Annotated in this window: 16 protein-coding genes and 1 other RNA gene; 13 read left to right on the top strand and 4 right to left on the bottom strand. The window is 29.8% G+C overall.

Going from position 1 to position 16,463, the window contains the following annotated elements:
• Positions 1-31: 31 nt before the first annotated feature.
• Entirely contained in the window at positions 32-403 is a 372-nt protein-coding gene (locus AC5SL0_RS05000; protein ID WP_494618019.1) for a pyrophosphohydrolase domain-containing protein, read from the top strand.
• Here the strand turns inward: AC5SL0_RS05000 and ssrA are convergent.
• Positions 402-702, bottom strand: a transfer-messenger RNA (tmRNA) gene (ssrA, locus tag AC5SL0_RS04995). The genes AC5SL0_RS05000 and ssrA overlap by 2 nt on opposite strands.
• A 167-nt stretch (positions 703-869) precedes the next feature.
• On the opposite strand from ssrA, the gene AC5SL0_RS04990 reads away from it, so the two are divergent.
• The gene (locus AC5SL0_RS04990) at positions 870-1,952 is read left to right on the top strand and encodes a hypothetical protein (RefSeq protein WP_494618018.1); all 1,083 of its coding nucleotides are present in this window, start codon (positions 870-872) and stop codon (positions 1,950-1,952) included.
• A gap of 14 nt (positions 1,953-1,966) precedes the next feature.
• Here AC5SL0_RS04990 and AC5SL0_RS04985 read toward each other — a convergent pair whose 3' ends face one another.
• Positions 1,967-2,677 carry a glycosyltransferase family 2 protein gene (locus AC5SL0_RS04985; RefSeq protein ID WP_494618017.1) on the bottom strand — a complete coding sequence of 237 codons (711 nt, stop codon included), beginning with the start codon at positions 2,675-2,677 and terminating at the stop codon, positions 1,967-1,969.
• 226 nt (positions 2,678-2,903) lie between these two features.
• On the opposite strand from AC5SL0_RS04985, the gene AC5SL0_RS04980 reads away from it, so the two are divergent.
• On the top strand, positions 2,904-4,286 hold the full coding sequence (locus AC5SL0_RS04980) for an O-antigen polymerase (RefSeq protein ID WP_494618015.1): 1,383 nt from the start codon (positions 2,904-2,906) through the stop codon (positions 4,284-4,286).
• On the opposite strand, the gene AC5SL0_RS04975 is transcribed toward AC5SL0_RS04980, so the two are convergent.
• Positions 4,283-4,951 carry a glycosyltransferase family 2 protein gene (locus AC5SL0_RS04975; protein WP_494618014.1) on the bottom strand — a complete coding sequence of 223 codons (669 nt, stop codon included), beginning with the start codon at positions 4,949-4,951 and terminating at the stop codon, positions 4,283-4,285. The two genes, AC5SL0_RS04980 and AC5SL0_RS04975, sit on opposite strands and share 4 nt — an antisense overlap.
• A gap of 138 nt (positions 4,952-5,089) precedes the next feature.
• Here AC5SL0_RS04975 and thyX point away from each other — a divergent pair, with 138 nt between their 5' ends.
• Positions 5,090-6,037: an FAD-dependent thymidylate synthase gene (gene thyX, locus AC5SL0_RS04970; RefSeq protein ID WP_494618012.1), complete on the top strand. Its 948-nt coding sequence runs from the start codon at positions 5,090-5,092 to the stop codon at positions 6,035-6,037.
• On the opposite strand, the gene AC5SL0_RS04965 is transcribed toward thyX, so the two are convergent.
• Positions 6,018-6,893 carry an Mrp/NBP35 family ATP-binding protein gene (locus tag AC5SL0_RS04965; RefSeq protein WP_494618011.1) on the bottom strand — a complete coding sequence of 292 codons (876 nt, stop codon included), beginning with the start codon at positions 6,891-6,893 and terminating at the stop codon, positions 6,018-6,020. The genes thyX and AC5SL0_RS04965 overlap by 20 nt on opposite strands.
• Here AC5SL0_RS04965 and hflK point away from each other — a divergent pair, their 5' ends adjacent.
• The 9 genes from hflK (at position 6,894) to AC5SL0_RS04920 (ending at position 16,462) form a co-directional block, all read left to right on the top strand.
• Complete coding sequence (gene hflK, locus AC5SL0_RS04960; protein WP_011281404.1) at positions 6,894-7,994, top strand: FtsH protease activity modulator HflK; 1,101 nt, start codon at positions 6,894-6,896, stop codon at positions 7,992-7,994.
• Positions 7,994-8,860: a protease modulator HflC gene (gene hflC, locus AC5SL0_RS04955; RefSeq protein ID WP_018414329.1), complete on the top strand. Its 867-nt coding sequence runs from the start codon at positions 7,994-7,996 to the stop codon at positions 8,858-8,860. The genes hflK and hflC overlap by 1 nt, the downstream gene beginning before the upstream one ends.
• Before the next feature lie 9 nt (positions 8,861-8,869).
• Positions 8,870-9,055, top strand: a complete 186-nt coding sequence (locus AC5SL0_RS04950) for a DUF2065 domain-containing protein (RefSeq protein ID WP_006997904.1) — start codon at positions 8,870-8,872, stop codon at positions 9,053-9,055.
• A 1-nt stretch (position 9,056) separates the two neighbouring features.
• Positions 9,057-10,469, top strand: a complete 1,413-nt coding sequence (locus AC5SL0_RS04945; protein WP_494618009.1) for a Do family serine endopeptidase — start codon at positions 9,057-9,059, stop codon at positions 10,467-10,469.
• A gap of 2 nt (positions 10,470-10,471) precedes the next feature.
• Entirely contained in the window at positions 10,472-11,413 is a 942-nt protein-coding gene (gene miaA, locus AC5SL0_RS04940; protein WP_018414327.1) for a tRNA (adenosine(37)-N6)-dimethylallyltransferase MiaA, read from the top strand.
• Between the two features lie 19 nt (positions 11,414-11,432).
• Positions 11,433-13,199, top strand: a complete 1,767-nt coding sequence (locus AC5SL0_RS04935) for an acetolactate synthase 3 large subunit (protein WP_494618008.1) — start codon at positions 11,433-11,435, stop codon at positions 13,197-13,199.
• The gene (gene ilvN / locus AC5SL0_RS04930; protein ID WP_006997908.1) at positions 13,200-13,748 is read left to right on the top strand and encodes an acetolactate synthase small subunit; all 549 of its coding nucleotides are present in this window, start codon (positions 13,200-13,202) and stop codon (positions 13,746-13,748) included. It abuts the gene before it with no gap.
• A gap of 20 nt (positions 13,749-13,768) precedes the next feature.
• Positions 13,769-14,788 carry a ketol-acid reductoisomerase gene (gene ilvC / locus AC5SL0_RS04925; protein ID WP_020169657.1) on the top strand — a complete coding sequence of 340 codons (1,020 nt, stop codon included), beginning with the start codon at positions 13,769-13,771 and terminating at the stop codon, positions 14,786-14,788.
• Between the two features lie 105 nt (positions 14,789-14,893).
• Positions 14,894-16,462 (top strand): 2-isopropylmalate synthase, encoded by a 1,569-nt coding sequence (locus AC5SL0_RS04920; protein WP_006997910.1) that lies wholly within the window; start codon positions 14,894-14,896, stop codon positions 16,460-16,462.
• The last annotated feature ends 1 nt before the right edge of the window (position 16,463 follow it).

Below are 16,463 nucleotides of genomic sequence, written 5' to 3'. Positions count from 1 at the left end.
ATATTAATTTTTAAAAACTTACAGGAGCTAAATGTCAAATTTTAACAAAGTAAAAACTTTTATGGAAACCTTTGGTCAAGAAGTCAAAACTAAGCCATCTTTTAGCACTGATAAGATCAATAGTCTTAGATATGATTTAATAAAAGAGGAATTAGAAGAGCTTAAAGAAGCAATGGAAAATAAAGATCTTTTGGAAGTTGCAGATGCTTTAACTGACATATTGTATGTAACTTATGGGGCTGGACATGCATTTGGCATTGATCTCGATAAGTGTTTTGAAGAAGTTCAAAGCTCAAATATGAGTAAGTTAGGTGAGGATGGTAAACCTATTTATAACGAATCTGGAAAAGTTATGAAGGGCCCCAAGTATTTTAAACCTGATCTAACTAAATTTATAAATTAGTAGGGGCGTTCTGTTACCCGGTGCCCCGGACCGTGCTTCTATAATTAACCTAAGTTAATTATGCAGCAATAGCGTAACTTTCGTTAGCATTTAAAGTTTAGCCCGTTACGGTGGAACAATCCCGAACGAAAGAATAGCCTTTAGTCACCCGTCGATCCTATTTCACCCCCATAAATTTTAATGGTGGAGGTGGTGGGTACTGCCCCCACGTCCGTAATGGTTATTACGAAATTCGTTTATCGTCGTAGTTGGCAAGCCAACATGTAATTATACGTTAGTTTAAAAATTTACTCCACATTAATTTTTGTATATATTATGACTTTCATAAAGCAAAAATTTAATAAATCAAAGTATGTATAAAAAATCATTTTTTTTAAAAAATTTTTTTTTGATTTATCTTATTTTTTTATGCTTTGCCTCAATTTTTTTCTTTAGCAAAATTTATTTATTACACACAAATAATAGTATGGCTGAATGGGTAATTAACTATCACGGTGGTTTTGGTAGAAGAGGTTTCCTAGGGGAGATTTTAGCTAAAATAAGTTTGGTTACTGGACTCTATCTAAAAAATACAATTTTATATTTTTTATATTTTTTATTTCTTAGTTATTATTCTCTAATTTATTTTTTTTTTAAAAATATAGATTTTAAACCAATCTTTATATTAGCTATTCTTTCCCCTTTATTCTTGATTTTTCCTCTAGCTGAACTTGAAGCATTAGGAAGAAAAGATATCTTAATTCCAATTTGTTTTTTACTTTTTTCATATTTATTTAAAAAATTTGAATTTGAAAGCTTGATGGTTTTTTTGGTTTTAATTTATACTTTATTATTATTAACCCATGAAGTTTCAATTTTTTATCTACCTTTTTTTTATTTGATAATCTTTTTTAAATTACAAAAAATAAATTTAAGTAATATTATAACTATTTTCTTAGTTTCGTTATATTTTATATCTATAGTTTTTTTATTATCAAACTCTGTTCACACAGATTCTTCTATAGAAAAAATGTGCGAAAGTTTAAAAAATTCTTATAATACAGAGTGTGGCCTTGGCGCATCTGTTCTAAATAGAAAATTGATGGACAATGTAAGAGAATTAGGTGGTTTAAATATTACACATATCATCAGAGGTTTATTGGTTTTTTTAATTGGTGCTTTTGCTTTAATTACTTCTATAAAAAATTCAGAATATAGTAACAGAAATTATAACTTTATTTTTAAAAGAAAAGCATTTGCGATTAATTTTTTAATTATTTTTTTACCAACTTTAATTCCATTCATTATTGCTGTTGACTGGGGTCGTTGGTTTAATTTAAGCTATACCATGTCTTTGCTTTTTTATTTTTTTTGTTTTAAAAATAATTTAATTTATTTGAATGAATCAGATTTTATTAAATTTATAGATAAAGTTAATAAAAAGAAAATATTGTTTGTCTTTATGATATTTATAATTTGTTTTACATGGAATCCAAAAGCTGTACATCACGAAGATATTGGCTCTATTCCAATTTATAGAGTTATAGCTAAGATTATTAAGTATTATTAAATTTATGAATCTAATTAAAATTTTGAAAATTTTATTTTAAATAACCCGATTGTATTTCTTAAAATTATACCTGGCATTTGATTTAGTTGATATCCTGCATCTCCCTCAGATCTTTTAAAATGCTCAATTTCAACTTCATCAAATTTAATCTTCATTTTTCTTGATGCAGCAACGAAACCCCACCAAAATCCTTCTCTCATTTTGAGTAAAAATTCTTGAGGTAATTTATTAAATGTTTCCTTTGTGCCAAGTACAAATGGGCAACTTGGATCTGATAAATTAGATCTAAAAAGGAAATCATGAAGCACTTTAAACATTTTGCTATAAATTATTCTATGGATAGGGTCATTTCTTGGGGTTCTACTGCCAAATAAAAAAATATCATCACCCGGTAAGTTCTTAATATTTTCAATTAGTGAATTTACCTTAATTTGATTGTCGCTATCAGTGCAAAGAATATAATCTCCGTTTGAAGCCTTAATGCCATCTAATACTGCTTGACTATAGCCTCTTTTATTTTCAGAGCTTAAATTTATGATAGGAAAGTTTTTTTCTAGTTCCTCAATTAACTCTTTAGTTCCATCTGTGCTTCCATCCTCCACTATTACAAATTCATATTTAATTGAAGAAATTTTTTTTAATTCACTATTCCAGCTCTCAATCAAGAATCTTAAATTTAGTAATTCATTGTGAACTGGTAAGACAATAGAGATTAAATTAGACATTTTTTTATTCTTTCAATATTTATTTTTATTTTTCATATTATAAATTAATAAAATTAGATTATAGTCTTATTTACACAATTCACTAATGTTTACTAAAAAAAAAATTAATTATATTTATCTTATTTGTTTCTCTTGCATATTTTTTTTACATTTTTATCAATTAAATAATCAACACTGGTCGGGGGTCTTAGATCAAGATCTTATAATAATTTATAATTCTATATTATTGAACTCAGGAATTGAACAGGAGTATAGAGACCACCCCGCCTTAACCACTTTTTTATTCCACAGTTTCATTTATAAAATTGCAAGTCTTTTTTTTAATGTACCTGCTGACATAAGCAATATTTTAAACTCTAAAAATATTAATGAAATATTTCAATTTTATTTTTATATTTCAAGAATTATTAATTTTTTTATTAATTTGTGGTTAATCATAATATTTAATAAAATTTTAAAAAAATTAGATTTAAATAAAAATTTACGTTTTTTAATATGTATAACATTTATTATATCGATTGGATATATAAGTTCATACTTTGTGATAAGGTCTGAAAATCTAACTTTACTTCTTTTGTGCCTTTCAATAAATACAATTCTTTCAAAGAATCGAGATTTATTATTAAATTTTTTTATTGCTGGAATCTTTTTTGCACTTGCTATGCTAGCAAAAATTCAAATAATTTTTTTATCTTTATATTTAGTTTATCTAATTATATTTGTTAATAGAAATACAAATTTTAAATTTGTTGGTAATTTATATATCAAAAACTATCTTTTTTTATCCTTTTTTATTGGAGTATTGATTTTTTTTATTTTTCAAATTCATATACAAGAGTATCCACGATTTGTAACCAATAAATATTTAGATTTAATATTTTTTATTCTAAGTTTTTCATTATTTATAATTTATTTTTATCTATCTAAAAATTTTAAAAAAAATTTATTACTTTTTTCCTCAATGTTAAATGGTTTTGTTTTTCTTGTTATTTTTTTACTTATTTTAGATAAAATTAATTTATTACATATTAACGATTATATTCTTCTTAGAATTACAAATCCTATACATTATATGACTGAGTTTTCTGGCAAGTCTGCATATGGGGCTAATAATGCTGAATATATATTGCAAAATATTTTTCAGTTTTTTTCTTACTATAGATTTAATTTAATTGAATTATTTATTATTTTATCTTTATTGATAATTAATTTTAGAAATAAAAATTATATTCTAATAATATTTTTAATTTTTCTGATAAATACATTAGTGATGAATTTTAGATATAATACAATATATCATCTTTTTTACGTATTTATTTATTTAATTTTATTCACTGAGTCTATTAAAAAATTTAGATACAACTTATCATTAAAATTTTCTTATTTTGTATTATTCATTTTTTTTACAAATAGTTTTAATTTTTTTGTAATAAAGGAGGGTGGAGATTTAAAAAAAATTTTTCATCGTGAAAATGTCATGTTAAAAATTTGTAATGAACTTAAATTCAGCAATGGTTCAGGAGCAAATAAGGGTGTTGTTTATATTAAATATTGGCATACTAAAATTAATGATGAAAAAATAAAAAAAATTTGTGATGAGATAGTTTAAGTAATTTTAAAGAAACTTTTTACCATATATAAAAGTATTTTTAATCCATCGTGAAATTCATTTACTTTTTTTTCTCCAGCTAATCTTTTTCTTTCATAACTTGCTAAATCAATAAATTTCATGCCTGCCTTTTTGGCTTTTAAGGGTATTTCAACACATAAACAGAAGTCATTTGAGATCAAATTAAGTTTTTTAAAAGAATCTGTCTTTCCAAGTAGAAAAGTATACAGAATGTCAGAAATATTAAGTGAAAAAAAAATATTTCCAATTTTAGTAAAAACAAAGTTTCCCAATTTTGTAACAATTGTATCATCATCACTGCCAGCATTATTCATGTACCTTGATGCGAATATAAAATCTAGATTATTTTGGCAAGCAATAAGCATTTGTTTTAAATATTTGGGGTCAAAAGACCCATCTGCATTAAATATGCATAAATACTCTGTTTGAACATTATTCATTCCTTCTATTAATGCATTTCCATAACCTTTTTTAGATTGATATAAAATCTTACAATCATAGTTTCTGGCTACATTAATAGTTTCCGTATCAGAGAATTCTAAAATAATTATAACCTCACAATCATAATCTTTAATTTCCTCTAAAACACTCGGTAGCGAGTCACTCTCATGTTTAGCTGGAATTATTAATGTTAAATTTTTCATATTATTAATATCTATCAGAATTTATCATAGTAATATTATTTAACACTCCTTAAAGTTGTATTTTTTCATAAGATATTATTATTGAATTTATGATATAAAAAATATTTAACCGATTCATTAATACTAAATCATACAAATATGAAATTAACTAAAGAACAATCACAAGAGATCAAAGATCAACAAGGTCAGCAAAATCAAACGAAAAGGGTTACTGCTCCAGCACTTGAAAGCATTCTTTATGAGGCTATGCCAGCATTAGATCATGGTTTTGTGAGAGTTATTGATTACATGGGTGATGATACTTCAATTGTTCAGTCGGCTAGAGTTTCATATGGAAAAGGAACCAAAAAAGTTTCAACAGATGAAGGTCTAATTAAATATTTAATGAGACATTGGCACAGCACACCATTTGAAATGTGTGAAATTAAATATCATGTTAAGCTTCCAATTTTTATTGCACGTCAATGGATCAGACATAGAACTGCAAATGTTAACGAATATTCAGCAAGATATTCAATTTTAGATAAAGAATTTTATTTACCATCAGCAGAAAATTTAGCAGCACAATCTTCAAGCAATAGACAAGGTAGAGGTGATGTGATTGAAGGTGAACAAGCAAAGGAAGTTTTAGAACTTTTAAAAAATGATGCAGAACAAACCTATGACAATTATGAAATGATGTTGAATGAAAGGTTTGATGGAACAACTATTGATGAAAATAAAAAAGGGTTAGCAAGAGAACTTGCCAGAATGAATTTAACTTTAAACACTTATACACAGTGGTATTGGAAAACTGACTTACTAAACTTGATGAATTTTTTAAGATTAAGAGCGGATAGTCATGCTCAATATGAAATAAGAGTTTACGCCGATATCATGTTGGATACTGTTAAGAAATGGGTGCCCATAACTTATGATGCGTTCATGGATTATAGAGTGGGGGGCACAGAAGTTTCAGCTAAAGGAAAAATTATCATTCAAAAACTTATTAAAGGTGAAGATGTTAATCCAGATAGTTCAAGTTTATCCAAAAGAGAATGGAATGAACTAATGGTTTCTTTTGATCTTAAAGATAAGTTGATTTAATTTTTCTAGCAAAGTCTAAATATATTTTAGAAATTTCATGCTCAGGGTTAGCTTCAACAATTGGCTTTCCTTCATCACCACATTTTCCAACATCAGGATTTATTGGAATTTCTCCTAAAAATTCTTTTTCAAATTCTTCGGCAGTTCTTTTAACTCCACCTTCACCAAATATTTTATATTTTTTACCATCATCGCCAGTGAAATAGCTCATATTATCAACCAGACCTAAAATTTTAACTCCAAGTTTATCAAACATTTTAATACCTCTTTTAACATCAAGAAGTGCTACTTCTTGAGGAGTAGAAACAATGATTGCACCATCCATTTTAATTTCTTGAGAAAAAGTTAATTGAGTATCTCCAGTCCCTGGAGGCATATCAACAATGATAAAATCTAAATCTTTCCAACCAACTTTTTGTGTAAATGTTTTAATTGCACTAGTAACCATTGGTCCACGCCAAATCATTGGAGTTTGTTGATCTGCAAGAAAACCAATGGACATACATTGAATGTCATATTTTGTAATTGGAGTTAAGGTTTGACCATCACTTTTTGGTTTTTCATTAATATCAAACATCTTTGGAATTGATGGACCATAAATATCAGCGTCAAGTAAACCAACTTTGCAGCCAATTTGTTTTAATGCTAAAGCAAGGTTGGTTGCAAAAGTTGATTTTCCAACTCCTCCTTTTGCACTTGAAACAGCTATTGTAAATTTTGTTCCTAAAATTGGGTTCTTTGTGAACTTTCTAGGTTCCAGTTTTTTTTTCATTGCGTCACTTAGTTCCGGCTTTTTATCTGTCATATTTTTATCATTACTTGTTTTTTGTGAGAAAGACATTATATACTTTGTCATATGTCAGACGATTTTCAAGGTAGAGGCGGAAGCCCATGGGGAACACCCCCAGGAGGAGGAAATGGTTCGGGAAAAGGACCTACACCACCTGATGTAGATGCAATTATTAGAGATATTCAAAGTAAAATAAATAAATTTTTACCTGGTGGAAGCTCATCAGGAGGAAAACCAATTATACTAGTTCTAATTATTTTAGCCTTCGTATGGTTAGCAAGTGGCCTATATAGAGTGCTTCCAGATGAACAAGGTGTTGTTCTTAGATTTGGTAAGTTTATTAAAACTACACAACCAGGGTTAAATTATCATATTCCTTTTCCAGTAGAGGCTGTTGAAACACCAAAAGTTACAAAAGTTAATAGAATGGATATTGGTTTTAGATCTGAAAGAGAAAGTGGTTTTTCACAAGGTGGAGGAGTGGCAGACATTCCTCAAGAAAGTTTAATGTTAACAGGGGATGAAAATATTGTTAATATCGATTTTTCAGTATTCTGGATAATTAAAGATGCAGGAAAATTCTTATTTGAGGTCCAAGACCCAGAAAGTACAGTGAAGGCTGCTGCAGAAACTGCAATGAGAGAAGTTGTTGCTAAAAGTAATATTCAATCAATTTTAACCGAAGGAAGAGCTAAAATTGAAATTGAAACACAAGAAATTATTCAAAAGATATTAGATGAATACAATAGTGGTATTCAAGTAACTCAAGTACAAACGCAAAAAGCAGATCCACCTAATCAAGTAATTGATTCTTTTAGAGATGTGCAAGCTGCAAGAGCGGATATGGAAAGATCAAAAAATGAAGCTGAGGCTTATGCAAACGATGTGATCCCAAGAGCTAGAGGAGAAGCTGCAAAAATTATGCAAGCAGCTGAAGCTTATAAACAACAAGTGGTTGCTCAAGCAGAAGGTGAAGCTAGCAGATTCGTATCTATCTATGAAGAGTATGCAAAAGCAAAAGAAGTTACTCAAGAAAGAATGTACTTAGAGACTATGGAAAAAGTTTTAGCTGATATTGATAAAGTAATTATAGAAAAAAATGCAGGTTCAGGTGTGGTGCCGTATTTACCATTACCAGAGCTAGGTAAAAAAAAGGCAAGTAACTAATGAAAGTACAAAAAATTTTATTACCAATAATTATTGCAGTAGGAGCATTAGCGTTTCTATCTATGTTTATAGTTAAAGAGACAAATCAAGCAATTGTTCTCCAATTTGGTGATCCTAAAAGAATTATTACAAAACCAGGTTTAAATTTTAAAATTCCTTTTATTCAAAACGTAGTTTTTCTAGATACAAGAATTTTAAATTTAGATACACCACCAGAAGAAGTTATTGCATCAGATCAAAAGCGTTTAATTGTTGATGCATTTGCAAGATTTAGAATTGTAGACCCTTTAAAATTTTATATTTCAGTAGGCAATGAAAGAGTTGCAAGATCACGACTAGCAACGATTATTAACTCAAGACTGAGAAATGTACTCGGTCAGCAAGAATTACAAACTTTACTTTCAAAAGACAGAACTAAACAAATGGCTTTAATACAAGAAGGTGTAAATACTGAAGCTGAAAGTTTTGGAATTAAAATAGTAGATGTTAGAATTAAAAGAGCGGACCTTCCACAAGCAAACAGTGATGCAATTTATAGAAGAATGCAGACTGAAAGGGAAAGAGAAGCAAAAGAATTTAGAGCAAAAGGTGCTGAGATGGCAGTTACAATTACTTCAACTGCAGACAAAGATGTTTCTGTAATTTTAGCAAATGCTAATAAAGAATCTGAAATCATGAAGGGTCAAGGTGATGGTGAAAGAAATAAGATCTTTGCAGAAGCCTTTGGAAGAGATGCAGAATTTTTTGCTTTCTACAGAGCGATGCAAGCCTATGAAACTGCTTTAATTGGTGGACAGACATCTTTAATTTTATCACCTGACAGTGAATTCTTTAAATTTTTTGGTAACATAAAACCTAAAAATTAATCTAAAATAATGAAAGAGCTAATTATAGCTTTTGGACTTTTTCTTTTTATAGAAGGAATTTTATATGCCTTATTTCCATCAAAAATGAAAAGTATGTTAAAAAAAATGGAGATGATAAAAGATTCACAATTAAGAAGTGGTGGGTTAATTTTTGCAGTTATAGGTTTTATAATTATTTGGTATATAAAAAGTTAAAATGAACAGAATTAAAAAATTATTTATTATATTTTTTGCAATAAGTTTTGCATCACAAGTATTAGCAAAAGACGCACCAGCATCATTTGCGGATCTGGCAGAAAAATTAATGCCATCTGTTGTAAATATTTCTACAACGACAACAATTACTACAAATTCAAATCCATTTCCTGGTTTTCAGTTTCCCCCAGGATCACCTTTTGAAGATATGTTTAAAGAATTTGGAACACCTCAAACAAGGAAGTCTGCTGCACTTGGTTCAGGATTTATAATAGAAGAGAGTGGAATTGTAATCACTAACAATCATGTTATTCAAAATGCAGAAGATATTTTAGTTCGAGTTGATGGTGATAAAGAGTATAAAGCAACGGTTGTTGGTGCTGATCCCTTATCTGATATTGCAGTCCTTCAAATAGACTCAAAAGAAAAATTTACACCAGTTAAATTTGGAAATTCTGATCAAGCGAGAATTGGTGATTGGGTTATCGCAATCGGCAATCCCTTTGGCTTAGGAGGAACGGTTACTGCAGGAATAATATCAGCAAGAAATAGATCAATCGGACTGTCTCGTTATGAAGATTACATTCAAACTGATGCATCAATAAACTCAGGAAACTCAGGCGGACCTTTATTTGATATGAATGGTGATGTAATTGGAATTAACACAGCAATTTTGAGTAAAGGTGGCTCTATTGGGATAGGTTTTTCAATACCATCGAACGATGCAAAAAGAGTTGTAAATCAATTAATAGAATTTGGTGAAACTAAAAGAGGATGGCTGGGCGTTAGAATTCAGGTAGTTTCTGAAGAAATTGCTGAAGTTGAAAAATTAGATGAACCTAGAGGAGCATTAGTTGCTAGTGTTGCAGAAAATAGCCCATCTGACAAAGCAGGAATTAAAGCAGGAGACATTATATTAGAGTTTAATAATACTAAAATTAAAGAGATGAAAGAATTACCAATAATTGTTGCGCAAACAGAAGTTGGTAAAACTGTAGATGTTAAAATCTGGAGAAATAAAAGAGAGATTACTAAAAAAATTAAACTAGGAAGGCTTGAAACTTCAGAGGATTTTAAAGTAGAAAAAAAAGAAACCAAAGAAGAAACACCTGAAATTTCTGAAATTAAATCTTTAAAAATAATTGTAAGACCATTGAATGATGAAGATATTGAGCAAAGAAAATTACCCAATCAAATAACAGGTTTAGTTATAACAAATATTGGAAAAAATAGCCCAATAGATTATTTAAATGTTGGAGATGTTATTGTTGAAGCTCAAAAGAAAAAAATAAAATCTACTAAAGATCTTGAAGATATTGTAGGCACTGTTTTAAAATCTAATCAAAAAACTATTTTGATTGTAATTTACAACAATCAAAACCAAAGAAGATATATTGGTGTTAAGCTAGATTAATAATGGACAAGCAGTCCAAAATTATCTTAATTTCAGGACCGACTGCATCAGGTAAATCAAATTTTGCTGTTAAGATTGCAAAAAAAATTGAAGGAGAAATCATCAATGCCGACAGTATGCAGGTTTACAAAAAATTAAAAATATTAACTGCAAGACCCAACAAGCAAGAACAAAAAAATATTAAACATCATCTATATGGATTTGTTGATTTAAATGAAAAATTTTCAACTGGACAATGGTTAGAACTAACAATTAAAAAAATTGAAAATATTCAAAAAAAGAAAAAAATTCCAATTTTAGTTGGTGGAACAGGTCTATATTTTCAATCATTAATCAATGGACTAGTTAAAATTCCAGAGATACCTCTTAAGTTTAGAAATAAAGTTAGACTAATGTCTAAAAAAGAAGGACAAAAAAAATTTTATAAAAAACTTTTAAAACTTGATCCTAAAATCAAAGACAAATTTGATCCAAATGATACTCAAAGATCCATACGAGCTTATGAGATTAAATCTTATACAAATATATCTATGTATGATTGGTTAGCTAAGACTAAATCTGAATTTAATGATAGTGACTTTTTAAAACTACATATTGATACAAAAAGAGAAAAGCTTGTTGAAAAAATTAATTTAAGAACTTCTAGCATGCTAAATAATGGAGCCATTTCTGAAGTTAAAAAATTTCTTAAACTAAAAATTAAAAAAGATCAGAGTGTAAACAAGGTAATTGGGATTGCCGAATTGACACAGTATCTAAATGATGAAATTACCTTGGATGAAGCAGAAGAGTTAATATCAATTAAAACAAGACAATACGCTAAAAGACAAGCGACTTGGGCAAGAACTAGGATGACATCGTGGATTAAAATTGATTCAATCAAATTAGATGGTTATATAAAAAAATTAAAAAAATCTTCTCTTAAACTTGACCAATTAACATAAAGTCCGATAGATTGCCTGGATGCCAAAATTATATTCAGGAGCAGAGATAGTATTCAAGTGTCTTGAAGACCAAAAAGTTGAACATATTTTTGGATATCCAGGTGGAGCAGTTCTTCCTATCTATGATGAACTAAAAAATCATCCAACTATAAAACATATTTTAGTTAGGCATGAACAAGGAGCGGGTCATGCTGCAGAAGGTTATGCAAGATCAACTGGAAAACCAGGTGTTGTATTGGTTACTTCAGGACCAGGTGCAACAAATGTTGTAACTGCATTAACCGATGCATATATGGATTCAGTTCCTCTAGTTTGTATTTCAGGACAAGTACCTACACACTTAATTGGAACAGATGCTTTTCAAGAATGCGATACTACAGGAATTACAAGACCTTGCACCAAACACAACTGGTTAGTTAAAGATATAAATGATTTACCAAGAATTATGCATGAAGCCTTTGAGGTTGCAACAACAGGAAGACCAGGACCAGTATTAGTTGATATTCCAAAAGATATTCAATTTGCAAAAACAAAATACTCAAAACCAAATAAAGATAAAAAAGTTGTTACTAAAAATTTAAATAGATTTAATCAAAAAGACATAGATCAACTTATTGATTTAATGAGTAAGTCTAAAAAACCAATATTTTATACTGGTGGTGGAGTAATTAACTCAGGACCCAAAGCAAGCGAATTGTTAAGAGAACTAGTTTCTTTAACAGGGTTTCCTATAACCTCAACTTTACAAGGCCTAGGTGCTTATCCTGGAAATGATAATCAATTTTTAGGAATGCTTGGAATGCACGGAACTTATGAAGCTAATAATGCAATGCATGACTGTGACTTATTAATTAATATTGGTGCAAGGTTTGATGATAGGATCACAGGAAAAATAGATGAATTCTCTCCTAAATCAAAAAAGGTTCACATTGATATAGATCCATCCTCAATCAATAAGATAGTTAAAGTTGATTTATCAATAGTTGGTGATGTATCGGATGTAATCAGTTCAACGACCAAGACATTAAAAAAGAAAAAATTAAATCTAGAAAAATCTAATAAACAAAAAATTTCAAACTGGTGGTTACAAATTGAAAAATGGCGGACTAAACAATCTTTAAGTTTTGTGAACAGCGATACAATTATTAAACCTCAGTATGCAGTTCAACGATTGTACGAATTAACAAAAAACAGTAACACTTATATTACAACTGAAGTCGGACAGCATCAAATGTGGGCAGCACAGCATTATAAATTTGATAAACCTAATAGATGGATGACATCTGGGGGTCTTGGAACTATGGGTTATGGATTACCAGCAGCTATTGGTGTTCAGGTAGCTCATCCAAAAAAACTAGTGGTAGATATAGCAGGTGAAGCCTCAATTCTTATGAATATGCAGGAGATATCAACAGCAGTTCAGTATAATTTGCCAATAAAGATATTTATTTTAAATAACCAATATATGGGAATGGTTAGACAGTGGCAGGAGCTACTACACGAAAAAAATTATTCTGAAAGTTATTCAAAAGCTCTACCAGATTTTGTTAAATTAGCAGAAGCTTATGGATGTGTTGGTATTAGAGCAAAAGATCCAAGTGAATTGGATGAAAAAATTGAAGAAATGATTAACACAGATAGACCTGTTATTTTTGACTGTCTTGTAGATCAAGGAGAGAATTGTTTTCCAATGATCCCATCTGGAAAACCTCACAACCAAATGCTTTTAGGTCCAAAGGATCAGGATGCAAATAAAATTACAGGAAAAGGAAAAGCGTTAGTTTAAATGGTAAAATCTAAATCCGCATATAGCACACCGAGTAAATCTGGAAAAATTGATACACACATTATTGTTGTATGGGTTGATAACGAAGCAAGTGTTTTATCAAGAGTGGTAGGGCTATTTTCAGGTAGAGGATATAATATTGAATCTTTAGCAGTTGCTGAAATTGACCATAAAAAAAATCTTTCTAGAATTACTATTGTCACAACAGGGACACCACAAGTTATAGAACAAATTGTATTGCAGCTTAAAAAATTAGTTCCAGTGCATAATGTTGTTAATTTTAAAAGAGAAGATAAAAAAGTGATATTTAAAGAAATGGCACTATTAAAAATTGTTGCAAATTCTATCAAAATTAAGAAAGCTTTAAATGCTTGTAAAAAGTATAATCCAGTTATATTAGATCAGACAAATAAATCTGCTGTAATTCAAATAACAGCTTTAAGAAGAGAAATAGATAGTATGATAAAGAATTTAAAACCACTTGGTCTTGTTAGTGCCTCAAGAACGGGAGCGGTAGCAATGACTAGAGGTGCAGAAATTTTAAATTAATTACCAATAGGAGAAAAAAAATGAAAATGTTTTATGAAAAAGATGCAGATGTAGATTTAATTAAAAGTAAAAAAATAGCAATTTTTGGTTATGGAAGCCAAGGTCATGCACATGCACTAAATTTAAAAGATAGTGGAGCCAAAGAAGTTGTTGTAGCGCTTAGGGATGGATCAGCAAGCAAAGCAAAAGCTGAGTCAAAAGGATTAAGAGTTATGAATATGTCAGATGCTGCTGAATGGGCAGAAGTTGCAATGATCTTAACACCTGATGAATTGCAAGCTTCAATTTATAAAAATCATATTGAGCAAAGAATCAAACAAGGAACAAGTTTAGCTTTCGCTCATGGATTAAATATTCATTACAAGCTGATTGATGCTAGAAAAGATTTAGATGTATTTATGGTTGCTCCAAAAGGACCGGGTCACTTGGTTAGAAGTGAGTTTGAAAGAGGTGGTGGAGTTCCATGTTTATTTGCAGTTCATCAAGATGGAACAGGTAAAGCAAGAGACCTTGCATTATCATATGCCTCAGCAATAGGTGGGGGAAAATCTGGTATTATCGAAACTACCTTTAAAGATGAGTGTGAAACAGATTTATTTGGTGAACAATCAGTTTTATGTGGTGGATTAGTTGAGCTTATTAAAAATGGCTTTGAAACCCTAACTGAAGCTGGCTATGAACCAGAAATGGCATACTTTGAATGTCTACATGAAGTAAAGTTGATAGTAGACTTAATTTACGAAGGTGGAATTGCTAATATGAATTACTCAATTTCCAATACAGCAGAGTATGGAGAGTATGTATCTGGTAAAAAGGTTGTTGATAGTGATAGCAAGAAAAGAATGAAGGAAGTTCTAGCTGATATTCAATCTGGTAAGTTCACCAAAGACTGGATGAAAGAGTGTGAAGGTGGCCAAAAGAACTTTTTAAAAATGAGAAAAGATCTTGCGGATCATCCAATTGAAAAAGTTGGTGCAGAACTTAGAGCCATGATGCCTTGGATCGGTAAGAAAAAATTAATAGATAGCGATAAGAGTTAATTTTTACTTAAAACCTAAATCGATCATAAATTATAACCAAAATATAACATTTATTTTGCAATCTCTATTATAGATTGTATTATAGATTTTCTAAAATTATTGGTTATGAGCGATAAAGATAAAGTTATTATATTTGATACTACGATGCGAGATGGTGAGCAGTCACCTGGTGCATCAATGAGTATTGAAGAAAAAATTCAAATTGCAAGAATTTTTGATGAATTAGGCATAGATGTAATTGAAGCTGGTTTTCCAATTGCATCCCCTGGTGACTTTGAGGCTGTAACTGCAATAAGTAAAATTCTAAAAAATTCTATTCCATGTGGCTTATCAAGAGCTAGCAAAAAGGATATAGATGCATGTCATGAAGCATTAAAAGCTTCCCCAAGATTTAGAATTCATACTTTTATTTCCACAAGTCCATTACACATGAAACACAAATTAAATAAAACTCCAGAGCAAGTTTTGGATGCAATAAAAGAAAGTGTAACTTATGCAAGAAATTTAACAGATGATGTTGAGTGGTCTTGTGAAGATGGAACTAGAACAGACATGGATTTTATGTGTAAGATAGTTGAGACAGCAATCAGCAGTGGAGCCAAAACAATAAATATTCCTGACACTGTTGGTTATACAATTCCATCAGAATTTACTAAAATTATCACAACTTTAAAAAACAAAGTTCCAAATATAGATAAAGCTATTTTATCTGTTCACTGTCATAACGATTTAGGATTAGCTGTTGCAAATTCTTTGGCTGGAGTTCAGGCTGGTGCAAGACAAGTTGAATGTACAATTAATGGTATTGGAGAAAGAGCAGGTAATGCTGCACTTGAAGAAATTGTAATGGCGATAAGAACAAGAAATGATTTAATGCCTTTTACAACAGGAATTAAAACTGAATTATTAAGCAAAGCTTCAAAAGTTGTCTCTAATGCAACGTTTCCAGTTCAATTTAATAAGGCAATTGTTGGAAAAAATGCTTTTGCTCATGAAGCAGGTATTCATCAAGATGGAATGCTTAAAAATAGAGAAACTTATGAAATTATGACACCAGAGAGTGTGGGGGTTAAGAAAACTTCATTAGTAATGGGTAAACATTCGGGGCGACATGCTTTTAAAGAAAAGTTAAACGATCTTGGTTATGCAGATGTAACTGATGACGTAATCCAATCTGCTTTTGGTAAATTTAAAGTTTTAGCTGACAAGAAAAAACATGTTTATGATGATGATATTATGGCCTTAGTTGATGATAGTTTAATTTCAGACAATAAAATTAATGCAATAAATTTAAAGTCTTTAAAAGTTTTTGCAGGAACAGGTGAGCCTCAAAAAGCAGAAATGACACTTGACGTTTATGGAGAAGTAAAATCAACATCAGAAACAGGTGATGGTCCTGTAGATGCTATTTTTAAATGTATAAAAGTTTTATATCCACACGACGTTAAATTACAACTTTATCAAGTACATGCAGTTACTGAGGGAACAGACGCTCAAGCTACAGTAAGTGTTAGAATTGAAGAAGAAGGTAAAACTACAGTTGGACAAGCTGCTGATACTGACACATTAGTAGCGTCAGCTAATGCTTATTTAAGTGCTTTAAATAAAATGATTATTAAAAGAAAAAAAACTGTTCCAATGGAGCATGAAACTCAAAAAGTGAAAGGTATATAAT

Source organism: Candidatus Pelagibacter sp. PS_16 (genome assembly GCF_059417965.1).
Note: the sequence above shows the minus strand (reverse complement) of the source record. Positions and strands in the feature narration are given on the sequence as shown.